The organism is Salinibacterium sp. G-O1, from assembly GCF_030063305.1.
GTDB lineage: Bacteria > Actinomycetota > Actinomycetes > Actinomycetales > Microbacteriaceae > Rhodoglobus.
The window spans coordinates 1,107,503-1,123,315 of the sequence record NZ_JASISV010000001.1 but is presented as its reverse complement, the minus strand read 5'-3'; the positions used below and the strand labels follow the sequence as shown (position 1 = coordinate 1,123,315).

The 15,813-nt window shown below is 64.5% G+C and carries 13 protein-coding genes and 1 tRNA gene; 3 read left to right on the top strand and 11 right to left on the bottom strand.

Annotated elements, in window-relative coordinates:
* Positions 1-28 precede the first annotated feature (28 nt).
* From prfA to argS, 8 genes are all read right to left on the bottom strand, one after another.
* Complete coding sequence (gene prfA / locus QMG83_RS05490) at positions 29-1,108, bottom strand: peptide chain release factor 1 (protein ID WP_283504322.1); 1,080 nt, start codon at positions 1,106-1,108, stop codon at positions 29-31.
* Between the two features lie 2 nt (positions 1,109-1,110).
* Positions 1,111-3,207, bottom strand: a complete 2,097-nt coding sequence (gene rho, locus QMG83_RS05485; protein WP_283504321.1) for a transcription termination factor Rho — start codon at positions 3,205-3,207, stop codon at positions 1,111-1,113.
* 125 nt (positions 3,208-3,332) lie between these two features.
* Complete coding sequence (thrB, locus tag QMG83_RS05480; protein WP_283504320.1) at positions 3,333-4,286, bottom strand: homoserine kinase; 954 nt, start codon at positions 4,284-4,286, stop codon at positions 3,333-3,335.
* Complete coding sequence (gene thrC / locus QMG83_RS05475; protein ID WP_283504319.1) at positions 4,283-5,365, bottom strand: threonine synthase; 1,083 nt, start codon at positions 5,363-5,365, stop codon at positions 4,283-4,285. Before thrC ends, thrB begins: the two co-directional genes overlap by 4 nt.
* Positions 5,366-5,368: 3 nt before the next feature.
* Entirely contained in the window at positions 5,369-6,688 is a 1,320-nt protein-coding gene (locus QMG83_RS05470) for a homoserine dehydrogenase (protein WP_283504318.1), read from the bottom strand.
* Positions 6,685-8,133, bottom strand: coding sequence for a diaminopimelate decarboxylase (gene lysA / locus QMG83_RS05465; protein WP_283504317.1), 1,449 nt, complete (start codon positions 8,131-8,133; stop codon positions 6,685-6,687). Before lysA ends, QMG83_RS05470 begins: the two co-directional genes overlap by 4 nt.
* A 94-nt stretch (positions 8,134-8,227) precedes the next feature.
* Positions 8,228-9,082 carry an LmeA family phospholipid-binding protein gene (locus QMG83_RS05460; protein WP_283504316.1) on the bottom strand — a complete coding sequence of 285 codons (855 nt, stop codon included), beginning with the start codon at positions 9,080-9,082 and terminating at the stop codon, positions 8,228-8,230.
* Positions 9,083-9,085: 3 nt separating this feature from the next.
* Positions 9,086-10,744 (bottom strand): arginine--tRNA ligase, encoded by a 1,659-nt coding sequence (gene argS / locus QMG83_RS05455; protein ID WP_502948996.1) that lies wholly within the window; start codon positions 10,742-10,744, stop codon positions 9,086-9,088.
* A 33-nt stretch (positions 10,745-10,777) separates the two neighbouring features.
* Between argS and QMG83_RS05450 the strand changes: the two genes are divergently transcribed.
* Positions 10,778-11,395: a hypothetical protein gene (locus QMG83_RS05450; protein WP_283504314.1), complete on the top strand. Its 618-nt coding sequence runs from the start codon at positions 10,778-10,780 to the stop codon at positions 11,393-11,395.
* A gap of 5 nt (positions 11,396-11,400) precedes the next feature.
* Here the strand turns inward: QMG83_RS05450 and QMG83_RS05445 are convergent, their stop codons facing one another.
* Positions 11,401-12,195, bottom strand: coding sequence for a transglutaminase-like domain-containing protein (locus QMG83_RS05445; RefSeq protein WP_283504313.1), 795 nt, complete (start codon positions 12,193-12,195; stop codon positions 11,401-11,403).
* Positions 12,196-12,229: 34 nt separating this feature from the next.
* Positions 12,230-12,889: a pyridoxine/pyridoxamine 5'-phosphate oxidase gene (locus tag QMG83_RS05440; RefSeq protein ID WP_283504312.1), complete on the bottom strand. Its 660-nt coding sequence runs from the start codon at positions 12,887-12,889 to the stop codon at positions 12,230-12,232.
* A gap of 61 nt (positions 12,890-12,950) precedes the next feature.
* Between QMG83_RS05440 and QMG83_RS05435 the strand changes: the two genes are divergently transcribed.
* A tRNA-Arg gene (locus tag QMG83_RS05435) sits at positions 12,951-13,022 on the top strand.
* A 97-nt stretch (positions 13,023-13,119) separates the two neighbouring features.
* On the opposite strand, the gene QMG83_RS05430 is transcribed toward QMG83_RS05435, so the two are convergent.
* The gene (locus QMG83_RS05430) at positions 13,120-13,791 is read right to left on the bottom strand and encodes a DUF4166 domain-containing protein (RefSeq protein WP_283504311.1); all 672 of its coding nucleotides are present in this window, start codon (positions 13,789-13,791) and stop codon (positions 13,120-13,122) included.
* Positions 13,792-14,532: 741 nt separating this feature from the next.
* On the opposite strand from QMG83_RS05430, the gene QMG83_RS05425 reads away from it, so the two are divergent.
* Positions 14,533-15,786, top strand: coding sequence for an FAD-binding protein (locus QMG83_RS05425; protein ID WP_283504310.1), 1,254 nt, complete (start codon positions 14,533-14,535; stop codon positions 15,784-15,786).
* Positions 15,787-15,813: the final 27 nt, after the last annotated feature.

Sequence of the window (15,813 nt, the reverse complement as noted above, 5' to 3'; positions counted from 1 at the left end):
GTTGTCGGGCCTGACGCCCAGATGTGGATCAGTCGTCGGCGCCAAGAGCGTCGAGTCGCGACTCTTCATCCGCAATGATGCACGACTGGATGACCGGCTCGAGTGCTCCGTTCATCACCGCGTCGAGGTTGTACGACTTGTATCCCGTGCGGTGATCGGCGATGCGGTTCTCGGGGAAGTTATACGTGCGGATGCGCTCCGAGCGGTCCATGGTGCGGATCTGGCTCTTGCGGTACACGCTGGCTTCGGCGTCCGCGATCTCCTGGTTGTGAGCGAGGATGCGCGCACGCAGGACTCGCATGCCGGCTTCGCGGTTCTGCAGCTGCGATTTCTCGTTCTGCATGGCAACGACGATGCCGGTCGGAAGATGGGTGATGCGCACAGCGGAGTCGGTGGTGTTGACCGACTGGCCGCCGGGTCCACTCGAGCGGTAGACGTCGATCTTGAGATCGTTCTGGCTGATCTCGACCTCTTCGGGCTCATCCACCTCGGGGAAGACGAGCACGCCGGCCGCCGAGGTGTGGATGCGCCCCTGCGATTCGGTCGCTGGCACGCGCTGGACGCGGTGCACACCACCCTCGTACTTGAGGTGAGCCCAGATGCCCTCGGCGGGGTCGCTGGAGTTGCCTTTGAAGGCGACCTGCACATCCTTGACGCCCCCGAGGTCGCTCGAGGTCTGCTCGATGATCTCGGTCTTCCACTTCTTCGACTCTGCGTAGTGCAGGTACATGCGAAGCAGATCGCCGGCGAAGAGAGCGGATTCTGCTCCACCCTCCCCCATCTTGATTTCCATGATGACGTCACGGGCATCGTTGGGGTCGCGAGGAATCAGCAGCCGACGCAATTTCTCCTGGGCCAGGTCGAGCGCCTCCGTCAGCGCCGGCAGTTCGTCGGCGAATGACTCGTCTTCCGCCGCCATCTCGGTGGCAGCAGCCACGTCATCCGTGAGCTGACGCCACTCGTGATACGCCGCGATGATGCGCGCAAGTTCCGCGTATCGTCGATTGACCTTCTTGCTCCTGGCCGGATCTGAGTGCAGTTCAGGGTCAGCTAGCTGATTCTGAAGCTCATCATGTTCGGCCAGCAGCGTCTGCACTGACTCGAACATTCTTAGTCCTCTTTGGATCCGTTGGCACCGGGCATCGACTTCTGCACCTGCATGAGGAACTCTACGTTCGTCTGGGTCTCTTTCAAACGCCCCAGGACGATCTCAAGTGCCTGCTGGTGGTCGAGACCGGCGAGTGCGCGACGCAGCTTCCACGTCACCTTGACCTCGTCGGCGCCCAGCAGCATCTCTTCGCGACGGGTTCCGGATGCGTTGACATCCACCGCAGGGAAGATGCGCTTGTCGGCGAGCTGGCGTGACAGGCGAAGCTCCATGTTGCCGGTGCCCTTGAACTCCTCGAAGATGACCTCATCCATCTTGGAGCCGGTTTCGACCAGCGCGGTGGCGATGATGGTGAGCGAGCCACCCTCCTCGATGTTGCGTGCCGCGCCGAAGAAACGCTTCGGCGGGTAGAGCGCGGACGAGTCGACGCCGCCGGAGAGGATGCGACCCGATGCCGGCGCGGTCAGGTTGTATGCGCGGCCGAGGCGGGTGATCGAGTCGAGCAGCACGACGACGTCGTGGCCGAGTTCGACGAGGCGCTTTGCGCGCTCGATAGCGAGCTCAGCAACTGTGGTGTGGTCTTCGGCGGGGCGGTCGAAGGTCGAGGCGATGACCTCACCCTTGACCGTGCGCTGCATGTCGGTGACCTCTTCCGGACGCTCATCCACGAGCACAACCATGAGGTGAACCTCTGGGTTGTTCTTGGAGATGGCGTTGGCGATGGCCTGGAGCACGAGCGTCTTGCCGGCCTTGGGGGGCGAGACGATCAGTCCGCGCTGGCCCTTGCCGATCGGCGACACGAGGTCGATGATGCGGGTGGAGAGCTTGCCCGGCTCCGTCTCGAGGCGCAGGCGCTCCTGAGGATAGAGGGGGGTGAGCTTTCCAAATTCGACGCGTTCTGCCGCTTCGTCAACGGGCAGACCGTTGATCGAGTCGATGCGCACGATGGCGTTGTACTTCTGGCGACCCTGGCCCTGGTCGCCGTCACGCGGCTGGCGGATCGCACCGACGACGGCGTCGCCCTTGCGCAGGTTGTACTTCTTGACCTGGCCGAGTGACACGTAGACGTCGTTGTTTCCGGGCAGGTAGCCGGAGGTGCGCACGAAGGCGTAGTTGTCGAGAACGTCGAGGATGCCAGCCACCGGGATGAGCACGTCATCTTCGGTGATCTCGGGCTCGAAGTCGTCGCCGACCGGTCCACGGCCACGCTTGCGGTCGCGGTAACGGCTGCGGCCGCTGCCGCCCTCGAGGTCGCCATCCTGAACGCGCTGGTTGTCACGGTTCTGGTTGTCACGGTTCTGGTTGTCGCGCTGCTGGTTGTCGCGCTGGTTGTCACGGTTCTGGTTATCGCGCTGGTTGTCGCGCTGCTGGTTTCCAGCCTGCTGGCGGTTGTTCTGCTGACGACCGCCCTGCTGTGCGTTGCCCTGCTGGCCGTCGTTCTGCTGGCCATTGCTGTCTGCGGCCTGCTTACGGTTGCGGTTGCGGTTGCGCGACGAACGGGTGGAACCGCCCTCCTGCTCACCGCTGTTGTCTGACGAACCGTTTGAGTCGTCCTCGGACGAGTCGGAAGCCTCGACCGCGACGTCAGCCGGAGTGGGGTCTTCAAGTCCGGACTCGGCCTTGGCCACGTGTGAGCTGGCGCGACGTGACGCCTTGCGTGCTGGCGGAGCGGTTTCGTCGGGAGCGGCCGAAACGGTGGTGGCTTCGGCCGTGGCTGCCGCCGTGGCTACCGCCGCGTCATCCACAACTGGCGCGCCAGCAAGGCTCGGTGCCGCTGCGATCGCCTCGGTGTCTGCGCTGGTGACCCGGCGAGAGGTGCGCTTGCGAGCGGCTGGTGCCGCCTGAGGCGCGTCGTCGACAGGTGCTGCCTCAACAGGTGCTGCCTCGACGGGTGCTGCCTCAACAGGGGCTGCCTCGGTGGGCGCTGACGCCGCTGCCGAGTCTGCTGAGGATCCGGCGTTCTGGTTGTCATTGATCGCGGCCACGAGGTCTCCCTTACGAAGTTTGGATGCGCCACTGATGCCGAGGGAGCTGGCGAGTGCCTGCAGCTCGGGAAGCTTGAGAGCGCTCAGGTCTGAGCTTGAGTTGACGTTAGTCACTGGTGGATCTTCCTTTCCCCTGCCGAAAAGTTGCTAATCGCAGGAGAGCTGATCATCCCGGGCTGTCTGCGCGGGTGCGCAGGAATCGGATGCCACGGGGTGAGGGTGATGGTGCAACCGGGAAGCTACGGCTGGGGCTTCGCTTCTACCTGGTGCGAATTCACTGTAGCACCTTTGAAATCGACGGCCGTCATCACGGCGCGCCAGGGGTGTTCAGAGTGCGCGGCGACGAGCGCGGCCGCAGCCTCGCGCTGGGCTGAGTCACTGGCGAGGACGAGAATAGACGGACCTGCCCCCGACACGACTGCCGCGAAGCCGTGCTCCCGCAGCAGGTGCACGACGGCGTTGGTCTCCGGCATCGCGCTCGCACGGTACTCCTGATGCAGGCGATCCTCGGTGGCTTCGAGAAGAAGCTCGGGGCTCTGGGTGAGCGCAGCGATCAGCAGGGCAACCCTCGACACATTGAAGACGGCGTCGTCGAAGGGAACCGTTGCCGGCTGAAGGCTGCGGGCGAGAGCGGTGGAGACGGAATGGTCCGGCACGAAAACGAGCGGGAACACGCCCTGGTGCACATCCAGACTCTTCGCCCTTGGACCCGACTCTTCCGTCCACGCGATGGTGAGCCCACCAAAAAGCGCGGGCGCCACATTGTCTGGATGGCCTTCGAGCTCGGTCGCGATAATGAGCATGCGCTCGACATCGATGTCGACGATGCCCTCGAGCAACCCGGCGGCCGCCATGACACCAGACACGATCGCTGCTGCCGACGATCCGAGACCTCCACCGTGGGGGATCACGTTATTTGCCACGAGATGCAGCCCGGGAACGGGTTGCCCCACACGTTCGAACGTGTAGGCGATCGACCTGGCGACGAGATTCGACTCGTCGGTCGGCACCTCACCCTTGCCCACACCGGTGACGTCGACGAGAACGCCGGGCGCCGCCGTTGCCGTGACGATGAGCTCGTCATAGACGGCGAGCGCGAGCCCGAGCGTGTCGAAGCCTGGACCCAGGTTGGCGGATGTCGCGGGCACACGCACGATCACGGATCGCCCGGCGACTGGTGCCCCGAGGGTCAAGCGCCTTCCTTGGCCAGTCCCAGCACGCCCGCGATTTCATCGACATCGACCGAGACAACCGTGGGGGTGATCTCGTCGCCGTCTGCAGTGCGCAATGCCCACTGCGGGTCTTTCAGGCCGTGACCGGTGACGGTGAGCACGACAGTCGAGCCCTTGGGAATCACGCCGGCCTCTGCTCGCTCGAGAAGGCCGGCCACGCTGATGGCGGAGGCAGGTTCGACGAAGATCCCGACCTCTGCCGACAGGATGCGGTATGCCTCGAGGATCTTCTCGTCGGTGATCGACCCGAAGTATCCGTCACTGTTCTCGTGAGCCGCGATGGCGAGCTCCCAGGATGCCGGGTTGCCGATGCGAATCGCGCTGGCGATGGTCTCCGGGTTCTTCACGACGTGACCGAGCACGAGCGGCGCGCTGCCGGCTGCCTGGAAACCGAACATGCGCGGCAACTTCGTGCTCGCATTCTGTGCAAGGTCTTCGGTGTAGCCGCGGTGGTAAGCGGTGTAGTTTCCCGCGTTACCGACCGGCACGATGTGGAAGTCCGGCGCATCCCCCAGCACCTCGATGACCTCGAACGCCGCGGTCTTCTGGCCCTCGATGCGGTCGGGGTTGACCGAGTTCACGAGGTGCACCGGGTAGTTGCTGGCAAGCTCCCGCGCCATGTCGAGACAGTCGTCAAAGTTGCCCTTGACCTGGATGAGCTCGGCACCATGAGCGATGGCCTGGGCGAGCTTGCCCAGGGCGATCTTTCCCTCTGGCACGAGCACAGCCGCGGTGAGTCCGGCGTGGGTCGCATAGGCGGCGGCACTGGCGGAGGTGTTTCCGGTGGAGGCACAAATGACGGCCTTCGCACCGTGCTCGGCAGCTTTCGAAACCGCCATGGTCATTCCGCGATCTTTAAACGAACCCGTGGGGTTCATTCCCTCGTATTTGACCCAGATCTTCGAGCCGGTTCGGTGCGACAGGGCGTCTGCCGGGATGAGCGGGGTGCCACCCTCACCCAGTGTGACAATCGGAGTCGCGTCCGAGATGTCGAGGCGGTCGGCGTATTCGCGGAGAACTCCGCGCCACTGGTGTGCCACTGGTTACTGTCCTTCAACTCGTAAAACGGAAACGACACTCGACACCACGGGACTCGCGGCGAGCGCTGTCACTGTCGCGGCGAGAGAGGACTCTGCGGCGCGGTGCGTGACTATGACAAGGGTAGCGGTGGGGCGAGCTTCATCCCCGCCGTCACGAACTGATTGCGAAACTGCCTCGACCGAGACCCCCTGGTCGCTGAACTGGGTGGCGATCGTCGCGAGCACGCCTGGTTCGTCGACCACGGTCAGCGTGATCTGGTACTTCGTGATCACACTCGACATGGGCAATACCGGCAGGTTGGCCTGCGTTGACTCTGCGACGCCAGGGCCGCCGGCCAGGTTGCGGCGGGCTGCTGAGACGACATCGCCGAGCACGGCGGACGCGGTTTGGATGCCGCCGGCGCCTGCGCCGTAAAACATCAGGCTGCCAGCGGCTTCTGCCTCAACGAACACGGCATTGTTGCCGCCGTGCACCGCCGCGAGCGGGTGATCTATAGGCACCAGGGCGGGATGAACCCGCGCGGTGACGCCCTCGACGCCGGTGGTGGCATCCGTGATCCGCTCGCAGATGGCGAGCAACTTCACGACGTAGCCGGCCTTGCGAGCCGACACGACCTGGTCGAGCGTGACCGTGCTCATGCCTTCGCGATGCACGGCATCGAGTGGCACGGTGGTGTGGAACGCCAGGCTCGCGAGGATCGCCGCCTTCTGCGCGGCGTCAAACCCTTCGATGTCTGCGGTCGGGTCTGCTTCGGCGTAGCCGAGACGGGTCGCCTCGGCGAGGGCACCCTCGAGCGAGTCGCCCTCCACGTCCATGCGGTCGAGGATGTAGTTGGTCGTTCCGTTGACGATTCCCAGGATGCGGCTCACGCGATCGCCGGCGAGGCTGTCACGCAGCGGACGGATGATCGGGATCGCTCCACCAACGGCAGCCTCATAGTTGAGCTGCGCGCCCACCTTTTCCGCAGCCGCGAAAAGCTCGGGACCGTGCGTCGCGAGCAAGGCCTTGTTGGCGGTGACCACGTCTGCGCCAGCGTTCAGCGCGGCCAGGATGAGTGTGCGCGCCGGCTCGAGGCCGCCGATGAGCTCGACAACGATGTCTGCACGAAGCACGAGGCCTGCGGCATCCGTGGTGAGAAGCTGCGACGGAATATCTCCGTCGCGCGGAGCATCGAGGTTACGGACGGCGACGCCGACCACCTCGAGCGTCGCTCCTGCCCGGACCGCGAGCTCGTCCCCGTGCGAGATCAGCAGGCTAGCAACCTGCGACCCCACGCTTCCACCACCAAGGATTGCGACTCGCAGCGTGCGTTCTTCGGTCACGATTGTGCTCCCTTAACTGTGTTCGCTGGAACGGCTGTGCTGGCTGGAACGGCGGTGCTGACTCTGACGCCTGCGTCCCTGCTGAGCAGATCTTCTTCGGTTTCGCGGCGCACAATGACCCGCGCAACTCCATCGACAACGGCCACCACCGGAGGGCGGCACAGGTAGTTGTAGTTGCTGGCCATCGCCCAACCGTAGGCGCCAGTTGCGGGCACGCCCACCAGATCACCCGGCTCGACGTCGCCCGGCAGGTAGTCAGCATGCACGACGATGTCGCCGGACTCACAGTGCTTGCCTGCGATTCGAACGAGCTGTGGTGCGGCTGAAGACGATCGGTTGGCTATGCGCACCGAGTAGTCGGCGCGATAAAGAGAGGGGCGGATGTTGTCGCTCATGCCCCCGTCGACGCTGACGTACTTGCGCACATCAGTGCCGTCCACGACCACATCCTTGATCGTGCCCACCGTGTACAGCGTCGTCGTGGAGGGACCGACGATCGAGCGACCTGGCTCGATCGCCACCACCGGGATGGGGATGCCGAGTGCGGCGGCGCCCTCTGAAACGATCTCGGCGAACCGGGTCGCGATCTCAGCGATCGGCAGCGGTTCGTCGACGCTCGTGTACGCGATGCCGAACCCGCCGCCGAGGTTGAGCTCGGGAACCGGGCCGCCCGCGAGAAGTTCGGCGTGCAGAGCGAACAGTCTGCGGGCCGCCTCCGCGAAGCCGCTCGACTCGAAGATCTGCGAGCCGATGTGCGAGTGCAGGCCCAGAAACTTGAGCGACGGTTCGGCCCTGATGAGCGCGACATGGGCCGCGGCATCCACCAACGGAATTCCGAACTTCTGGTCTTCGCGGGCCGTTGCAAGATATTCGTGGGTGGATGCGTGCACGCCGCTGTTGATGCGAAGACGCACGGGCTGCACTGTGCCGTGTCGGGTGGCCGCCTCGGCAATGCGCGAGATCTCGATCTCGCTGTCGATCACGATGGCGCCGATCCCGATTGACACGGCCCTGTCGATCTCGGCGATGGACTTGTTGTTGCCGTGCAAACCGAGTCTGGCCGGGTCGACGCCTGCCGCGAGCGCAACGGCGAGCTCTCCCCCGCTGGCGACGTCGATGTTGAGCCCGGCGTCGTTCATCCACGTTGCGACGTCGATCGACAGAAACGCCTTGCCCGCGTAATAGACCTTTACCGCCCCGCCCACTTTCGCGAATTCGGCATCGAAAGACTGCCGGATCTCGAGGGCGCGACTGCGCACGTCTGCCTCATCGACCACATAGACCGGCGTGCCGAACTCTGCTGCGATGGCCGAGGCGGCTACTCCGGCAATGACGATCTCGCCCGACGCATCGCGAGCGGTGTTCCTTGACCAGACAGTTGCCGCCAGTTCATTCGCATCAGCGGGAACGGCGAGCCACGACGGGGCGAGCGGATTGCTGTTCACTGAACCTCACGAAGAAAATACGAGCGGGCGGGCTGGGCGATGCACTGCTGTCAAACCCATTGAGCTTACCGGGGCCGAGACTGTGGGCTTCGGGTTATGACGGTGGGCAGGTTCCTCGAGCCGAGAGATCGGGGCCGTCGAGGACGACTCCATCGCCGTTGATCGACACGATCAGGTCGGTACCGACGATGTTGACATCGTCGACCGTCAGCCCCACGGGCAGGTAGCTTGCCACGCACACAGTTTGCGAGCCAAGCAGGTTGCCCACGATGCCGGAAATTCCGGGAATCGCGCGCAGGTCGGCGACGGAGAGCTCCTGGTCACCCAGCAGCACCGTCACCGGCTCGAAGGCGATGCCGCCCTCGGTCGCTGACGGCGACAGATCGATTGCGACCGGAATGCTGGCAAAGAAGACGTCGAGGCTCGAGCCGATCCTGATGAGACCGTCACGCAGGTCGATCGAGGTCAGGTCTACCCCACTGAGGTAGCCGGACAGCTTCTTGACGTTGGTCTCGTTCACCGTCACCTCGATCCCCATCGTGTCCAAAGGCTTCGACGTGTCGATGGGCACTCCGGTCGCCGTGATCTCGGCCTCCCCCACGACGTCGCCGAGGGTGAACTCGGGGATGTGCACGCTGATCTCGTCGATGCTTCCCGTCGCTGCCTGCAGCAGGATCGAGCCGTCTCCGAGGTTTACATCGACCTCGGACTGCGGGTCGAGTTGCAACGCGGAGACGATCTTCTCCCGCACAAGATTTGTTGCGTACTGGCGAGCGAGAGCGTCCCCGAGGAAGAACGCGACGAGAAGCAGGACGACGACGATCACGCCGGCGATGAGCCATCCCATCCATCGACGCCGTCGGCGTACCGGCTTCTCGGGTGGAACCTCGATGACGAGGGTCTGTGCGGGGTCGGCCCGCTCACTCCTGGGCACGATCGGCTCGGCCATGAGCTACATCCGCTCCGGAGCGCTGACACCGAGAAGTCCGAGGCTGCTGCGCAGGACCTGACCGACCGCATCGTTCAGCCAGAGCCGCGTGCGGTGCACATCATCAACGGCATCGTCGGCGAGCGGCGTGACGCGGCACGCGTCGTACCAGCGGTGGTAGGCGCCGGCCAGCTGCTCGCTGTACCGCGCGATGCGGTGCGGCTCCCGGAGTTCAGCGGCCTGACGCACCACCCTTGGGAACTCTGCGAGCACGCCCAGCAGGATGCTTTCCGTCTCGTCAGAGAGCAGGCTCGCCTCAAAAACGCTGCGGTCGACACCGGATGCCTCGGCGTTACGGGCCACGGAATGGGTGCGAGCGTGTGCGTACTGCACGTAGAACACGGGGTTGTCGTTGGTCTTGCGGCCCCAGAGATCGAGGTCGATGTCGACCTGCGAGTCGATCGAGCTGCGCACGAGGGCATAGCGACCGGCATCCACTCCCACGGCCTCCACGAGGTCTTCGAGGGTGACGACGGTGCCCGCGCGCTTCGACATGCGCATCGGTTCGCCGTCGCGAACCAGGTTCACCATCTGGCCGATGAGCAGTTCGAGGTTGACGTAAGGCTCGTCGCCGAACGCCTTCGTCATCGCCATCAGCCGCTTGACATACCCGTGGTGGTCGGCGCCGAGCATGATGAAGTTGCGCTCGAAGCCGCGCTCGCGCTTGTTCAGGTAGTAGGCGAGATCGCCGGAAATGTAGCCGAATTCGCCATCGCTCTTGATGACGACACGGTCCTTGTCGTCGCCGTAGTCAGTCGACCGGAACCAGGTGGCGCCATCCGCCTCATAAATCGCACCAAGATCACGCAAGCGCTGGATTGCCTTTTCGACGGCACCGCTCTCGTGCAGCTCGTTCTCGTGGAAGTAGACGTCAAACTTAACGCCGAATTCGTGCAGGGCGGCCTTGATGTCGCCAAACATCAGCTCCACACCGACGGCCCTGAACAGCTCCTGCTGTTCGGCGCGCGGGATCCTCTCGAGCGTTCCGGGATAGGTGGCGAGCACTCGCGCGGCGATGTCGGAGATGTACGCCCCGCCGTAGCCGTCCTCCGGGGCGGGCTCACCCAGGAACGAGGCGAGCAGGCTGCGAGCGAACCGGTCGATCTGCGCACCGTGATCGTTGAAGTAGTACTCGCGCGTGACGATTCCGCCCTGCGACTGGAAGATTCGCGCGAGGCTGTCGCCCACGGCGGCCCAGCGCACGCCACCGATGTGAATCGGTCCTGTCGGGTTTGCCGAGACGAATTCGAGGTTGATGGCGATGCCGTCGTAGAGATCGCCGCGACCGTACGCGTCGGCCTGCTCGACGATGGTCTTCGCGAGCGCCCCGGCGGCAGCGGCATCCAGTGTGATGTTGATGAAGCCGGGCCCTGCGACGTCAACCGACGCAACACCGGCGAGCTGTGCAGCCTCGACCGCGATCTCGTCGGCGAGCTCCCGGGGGCTTACACCCAGCGACTTCGCGAGCTTCATGGCGATGTTGGATGCCCAGTCGCCGTGATCCCGATTACGCGGGCGCTCAAGCAGCAGGTCGTCGACGGTGAGCTCGCGGGTGCCCCCACGGGCGGTGGAGATTGCCGTCACTACGGTTAACAAGGCTGCGGAGAGATCGGCGGGGTTCACGAGAAACAAGTTTAGCTGGGGCACAATGGGGCAATGTCCGCTCGCCGTATGCTCCTGATCACTGTTCCCCTACTCTCCGCAATGCTGGCGCTGTCCGCCTGCGGTTCGCCAACTGACACAGCGTCGACGGCGACCCCGACGCCCAAGCCCTCCGCGAGTGCGACGACATCGGCGACGGCAACGGCAACGGCAACAGCGGTTCCGGAGCCCACCCCCGGTGCGCACGTCGAGACCGGTGAACCAGTCGGCGTCTCATGTAACGACCTCATCAGCCCCCAGCAGATGTACGACTTCAACCCCAACTTCGGCCTTATCGACGGTTTTGTTCCGCTCGGCGGTTCGCTTGCGGGTCAGGCTGTGGCGGCCAACGGACTGGCCTGCCGGTGGATGAACCAGTCCAGCGGCGACACCATCGACGTGTCTGTGGCCAAGCTCGACGCCGAGTCGATCGCCAACCGCAAGGCATTTCTCGCCGCGAGCAGCACGCCGGTGTCGAGCTTCGGCCCCGACGGTTACTTCGACAAGGGAGACCTCGGCTCATCCGCCCAGGCCTTCCCGGGCAAGTTCTGGCTGACCGCGACATCCATCGCTTTCTTCGGCGACCGGGACGCCGTGCCGATCATCGGCGCTGCCGCCGACGCGCTGGGATAGCGGCGTCAGCCGAGCTGAACCAGCTCGGTGCCGTCGTCGGTGGGCAACTCGTCGACGATGGCGAGCACGCTCATCTTGCTGAGCACGAGGTCTGCCCAGTGGTTGGTGAGGAATGCGGTGTCTGCAGCGTCGCGCCCCGTTGAGATGCGGACCATGCTCTGGCGTGGGGCGAGGCGTGTGGCATCCACCACCCACCATGCTCCGTCGACGTACGCCTCGGCGACCGCGTGGAAATCCATGGGGGTAAGACCGGGCGCGTACACCGCGACCATCCGGGCGGGCACGTCGAGCGCACGCAGCAGCGCGATGACGAGGTGTGCGTAGTCACGGCAGACTCCGCGACGGGCCAGCAGCGTCTGCTCGGCGCCGTCGGTGGGAAGGCTCGATCCCGGAACGTACCGCAACTTGTTCCACACCCAGAGCGTGACGGCGTGCAGCAGCTCGTGGCCTTTGATCCCGGCGAATTCCGATCGCGCGGTCGGTGTGAGGCTGTCGGATTCGCAGTAACGACTGGGGCGCAGATACGTGACGAGGTCGAGGTCTACCGGGGTGGCGGCATCGGAGCGACCAGCGATGTCGGCCGAATATTCGACGATCATCTGGCCGGGGCCGGAGACGAACGTGTGCAGTCTGGTCCCGTGGCGATCCGTGAGCTCCGTCGCGCGTTGCGGCTCGCCGTCGAGCACGAAGCTGAGCAGCTCAGACGTCACGGCCGAACCCTGTGCAGCAGCAATGCTGAACACCATGTTGGTGGTGCCCTTGATGTCGAGCTCAAGGCGGGAGGTAACAGTTCTTTGCATCCTTCGATCCTCCCATGAGTGGGGGCGAATTCTGTTACGGCCAGAGCACCGCCGTTGCCCAGCTCTCCGCGGTGCGGGAGTACCGGAGCCGCACCTGGTCACGCTCGCGCGAAGCCTGCCAGAATTCGACGGTTTCCGGCCTGACGAGGTATGCGTTCCAGTCGTCCGGAACTGTCTCAGGATGCTGCGCCACCAGCTCGCGCGCGGCGCCGACAGCGCGCTGCACGTCCGCCTCCTCGGGCATGGGTTCGCTCTGCCGACCGGCGATCACATTCGCTCGCGCCGTCGGATGCCGCGCCAGAAAGTCGAGCTCGGCAACCGCCCGTGGTCCGATGTTGGCCTCCCCCGTGACCCGCACCTGCCTGCCCTGCTCGCGCCAGTAGAACGTGAGCGCCACGCTCGGATTGGCGGCGATCTCGCGGCCCTTGGGGCTGTCGCCGACGCTCGCGAACCAGAGCCCCTCGGCCGTCACATCCTTCAACAGCAGCGTGCGGGCGGTGGGCGTCGCGTCCATCCCCGCGGTCGACAGCACCATCGCGTGCGGCTGCGCCACGCCGACGCGGACGGCCTCGGCCAGCCACGAACCGAACAATTCGAGCGGGTCTGCCGGGGCGGCATCCGTATCGAAATCGGGCAGATCGGTCGCGAACGGCGGAAGGTGGCGCAGGATGTCACGGATGCTGGGCTCGCTCACCACTCCACACTACGTAACTGAAGCATGCGATACCGCTGGTAGCCTTGACCTCGAACTCCTGGCCCCCATAGCTCAGGGGATAGAGCACTGCCCTCCGGAGGCAGGGGCCGCAGTTCGAATCTGCGTGGGGGCACTGTGTAAAAGTGCTGGTCGGAGTGGCTTGACTGAGGCGCCCAGCGGCCCCCGTGATTCCAGCGCAAGCAGGTTGCAGCGTGATTCGATCGACCTGGCTAAACGCGCCGCTCGTGGCGCAATGGTTTCAGCCGAACAGGAGCGTCAATAGCTGCTGGGAAGTCGCAGGTGAATTCGCCCTCGTAGCCGAAGAGGAAGCCGAATACCCGGTTGTGCACTTCCATCTTGATTCTGTAAACGCCCGCGGCGGCGTCGAAACTTTCGTTCAGCTCGGCACGGCCGCTGAAAAGCATGGGGAATCGGAACGCGATGAAACGACCCTCATAGAAGCGCTGTTCGCTTGACGTGAGCCGGAGAGATCCATCGTCGCCCACGTTGAGGTCCAGAGCGACGGCAAGGTGCTGGTGGGTTCCGAGGTAGTCGAGCACGCGTCCTTGGCTGAGAATCATGGTCGCGTCGAATCGGCTCGGTTTCTGTCGAACCTGGTACTCGCGCACGAAAGTTACAGTCTCGCGCCCGAATGGGTCGCGATACGGGTAGTTCTCGATCGTGAACGGCACGTTCACGCCGACATCCGGGATGAGGATGTTGCGCAGCTTGCCGATGTAGAGGAACGGCACCACCCACCATGGACCCCGCCGAATACGTGACATCACTCCTGTGCCGACACAGGCGTAGCCGGGCTCGAGCCCGACGCCGAACCGCTTCTGCATCATCGGAGACAGTCGCGCGAAATCGTCACCGAGCGCGCTTTCGAAGATCGAGGTCATGGGGCTTCGAGAGTACCGAGTGTCGCGGGCGAACTGTCCATTGCATGGCCGCGACGTGTGATTCTTCGGCATCGAGATGCGCGTGGCCTGTCGGCTCTCCAAAACATGAGAATCGAGGCGAGGGGCCATCTCTCAGGCGGGACACCGGTCTCGGCCCAGATGCGCAAGCGGTCGAAACTCCACGCGGTCATCCAGCCGATGAATCGACGCAGAAAGATGCGATCGAGGAGTCGCCCCCACCCCGGCGCGTAGTCGTAGCCGGTGATGAAGACAACTCCGTCCGTTGTTGGAACGTATCGCCAGTATCCCCGCCCTTCACCCAGAGGCGACAACCGGTCTTGGGTCGTGAAGCGCAGAGCGGATGTTCGAGTGCCGTCCGGCCTGCTTCGCTCGCCGAGCGAGATGCCGGTGCCCGCGATCGTGTGGAACGGTAAGCGCCGCTCATACCGGAATCGATATCCGCCACCGGAGAGATCTGCGGTCGGTGTAATTGAGCTGAACCTCAGATCCCACCGTGGATGCTGCGTCGGCTCCTGGGTGAGTTGCCAGACCCGCTCCATCGAGCTCCGGATCTCGATTTCGACGTAAATTGCGTCACGCGCCATGCTCCAATCCTCTCGCACCCTCTTGACTCGAGATGCGCTGCCGCCGTCGACGCGATGTGGCTACCCTTGAGGGGCTGCTGGTGCCAACGTCGACCCCGTTCGACCACGGAATCTGCAGCCAACCGGGAGGATCGGCATGTCTAACGAGAACGTGAACTGGGCGGGAAACCTGACATACGGCGCCGAGACGATCGTCGCACCGTCCACGGTCGGCGAGGTGCAGGATCTGGTCGCTCGATCGCCACGCGTCCGGGCGCTCGGTACTCGGCATTCGTTCACCGACATCGCGGACACCCCGGGCACGCTGATCTCGCTGGCTGGCCTTGACCCGGAACTCCGGATCGACCCAGCCGCGATGACCGCCAGCGTCACCGGCGGAACCACCTACGGAGCACTGATCAGCGCGCTTCAGGCGCAGGGTTTTGCTGTGCACAACACGGGCTCGCTGCCACACATCTCGGTGGCGGGCGCCACCGCGACGGGGACGCATGGCTCAGGCGACGGCAACGGCATCCTGTCCACGGCCATCTCGGCCGTCGAACTGGTGACGGCGGACGGATCCCTGACGACAATCGACCGGTCAAGCGAGCACCTCTCCGCACTCGCCGTCGGTCTGGGCGCGTTCGGGATCATCACCCGAGTCACACTCGACCTTCAACCCAGCTATCTCGTTCGCCAGGACGTATACCGCTACGCGCCATGGGAGACAGTTCTCGAGCAACTGGACGAGGTCATGGCCAGCGCGTACAGCGTGAGCCTCCTCGCAGACTTCGGCAGTCCTACCGTGATGCAGATCTGGCTCAAGACACGGCTGGATGAGGGTGATCATCCCGAGGTGGCTCCCACCCTGTTCGGCGGCACCTGGTACGACGACTCGGATGAACTCGCCCCCGAGAACGTGAACCAACGAGCCAGCGTGCCGGGCCCGTGGTCGGAACGGATGCCGCATTTCCGGCTCGACCGGCAGCCCTCCAATGGTGGCGACGAGCTACAGAGCGAGTATTACGTCAGCCGTGAGCACGGCGTGCAGGCGCTGGAGGTGCTGCGCACATTGGGAACGCAGATTTCGCCGCACCTGCTGATCTCCGAGATCCGCACTGCAGCAGCAGATTCCTTGTGGATGAGCCCCGCCTTCGAGCGGGACGTCCTGTGTATCGGTTTCACCTGGGCGAAGCACCCGGCTGAGGTGGCGGCGCTGTCGAGCGTGATCGAGGAGGCACTCGCCCCATTTGCTCCGCGGCAACACTGGGGCAAGCTCTTCAATTTCGACGCCGACGTTATCCGCGAACGATTTCCGCGCGTCACCGATTTCAAAGACCTGCGCAGGCAATACGACCCGGACGGGAAGTTTTGGAATTCATTCCTCGAGAGGAACCTCGGGGCGCCGTAACCGCCGGCCAGGCCAGCGTCGCCCGCG

Excerpts from the sequence above, each read along its gene's own strand:
- prfA (WP_283504322.1), bottom strand. The coding sequence starts at position 1,108 with ATGTTCGAGTCAGTGCAGACGCTGCTGGCCGAACATGATGAGCTTCAG.
- QMG83_RS05460 (WP_283504316.1), bottom strand. The coding sequence starts at position 9,082 with ATGGCCGAGCCGATCGTGCCCAGGAGTGAGCGGGCCGACCCCGCACAG.
- QMG83_RS05450 (WP_283504314.1), top strand. The coding sequence starts at position 10,778 with ATGTCCGCTCGCCGTATGCTCCTGATCACTGTTCCCCTACTCTCCGCA.
- QMG83_RS05445 (WP_283504313.1), bottom strand. The coding sequence starts at position 12,195 with ATGCAAAGAACTGTTACCTCCCGCCTTGAGCTCGACATCAAGGGCACC.
- QMG83_RS05430 (WP_283504311.1), bottom strand. The coding sequence starts at position 13,791 with ATGACCTCGATCTTCGAAAGCGCGCTCGGTGACGATTTCGCGCGACTG.
- QMG83_RS05425 (WP_283504310.1), top strand. The coding sequence starts at position 14,533 with ATGTCTAACGAGAACGTGAACTGGGCGGGAAACCTGACATACGGCGCC.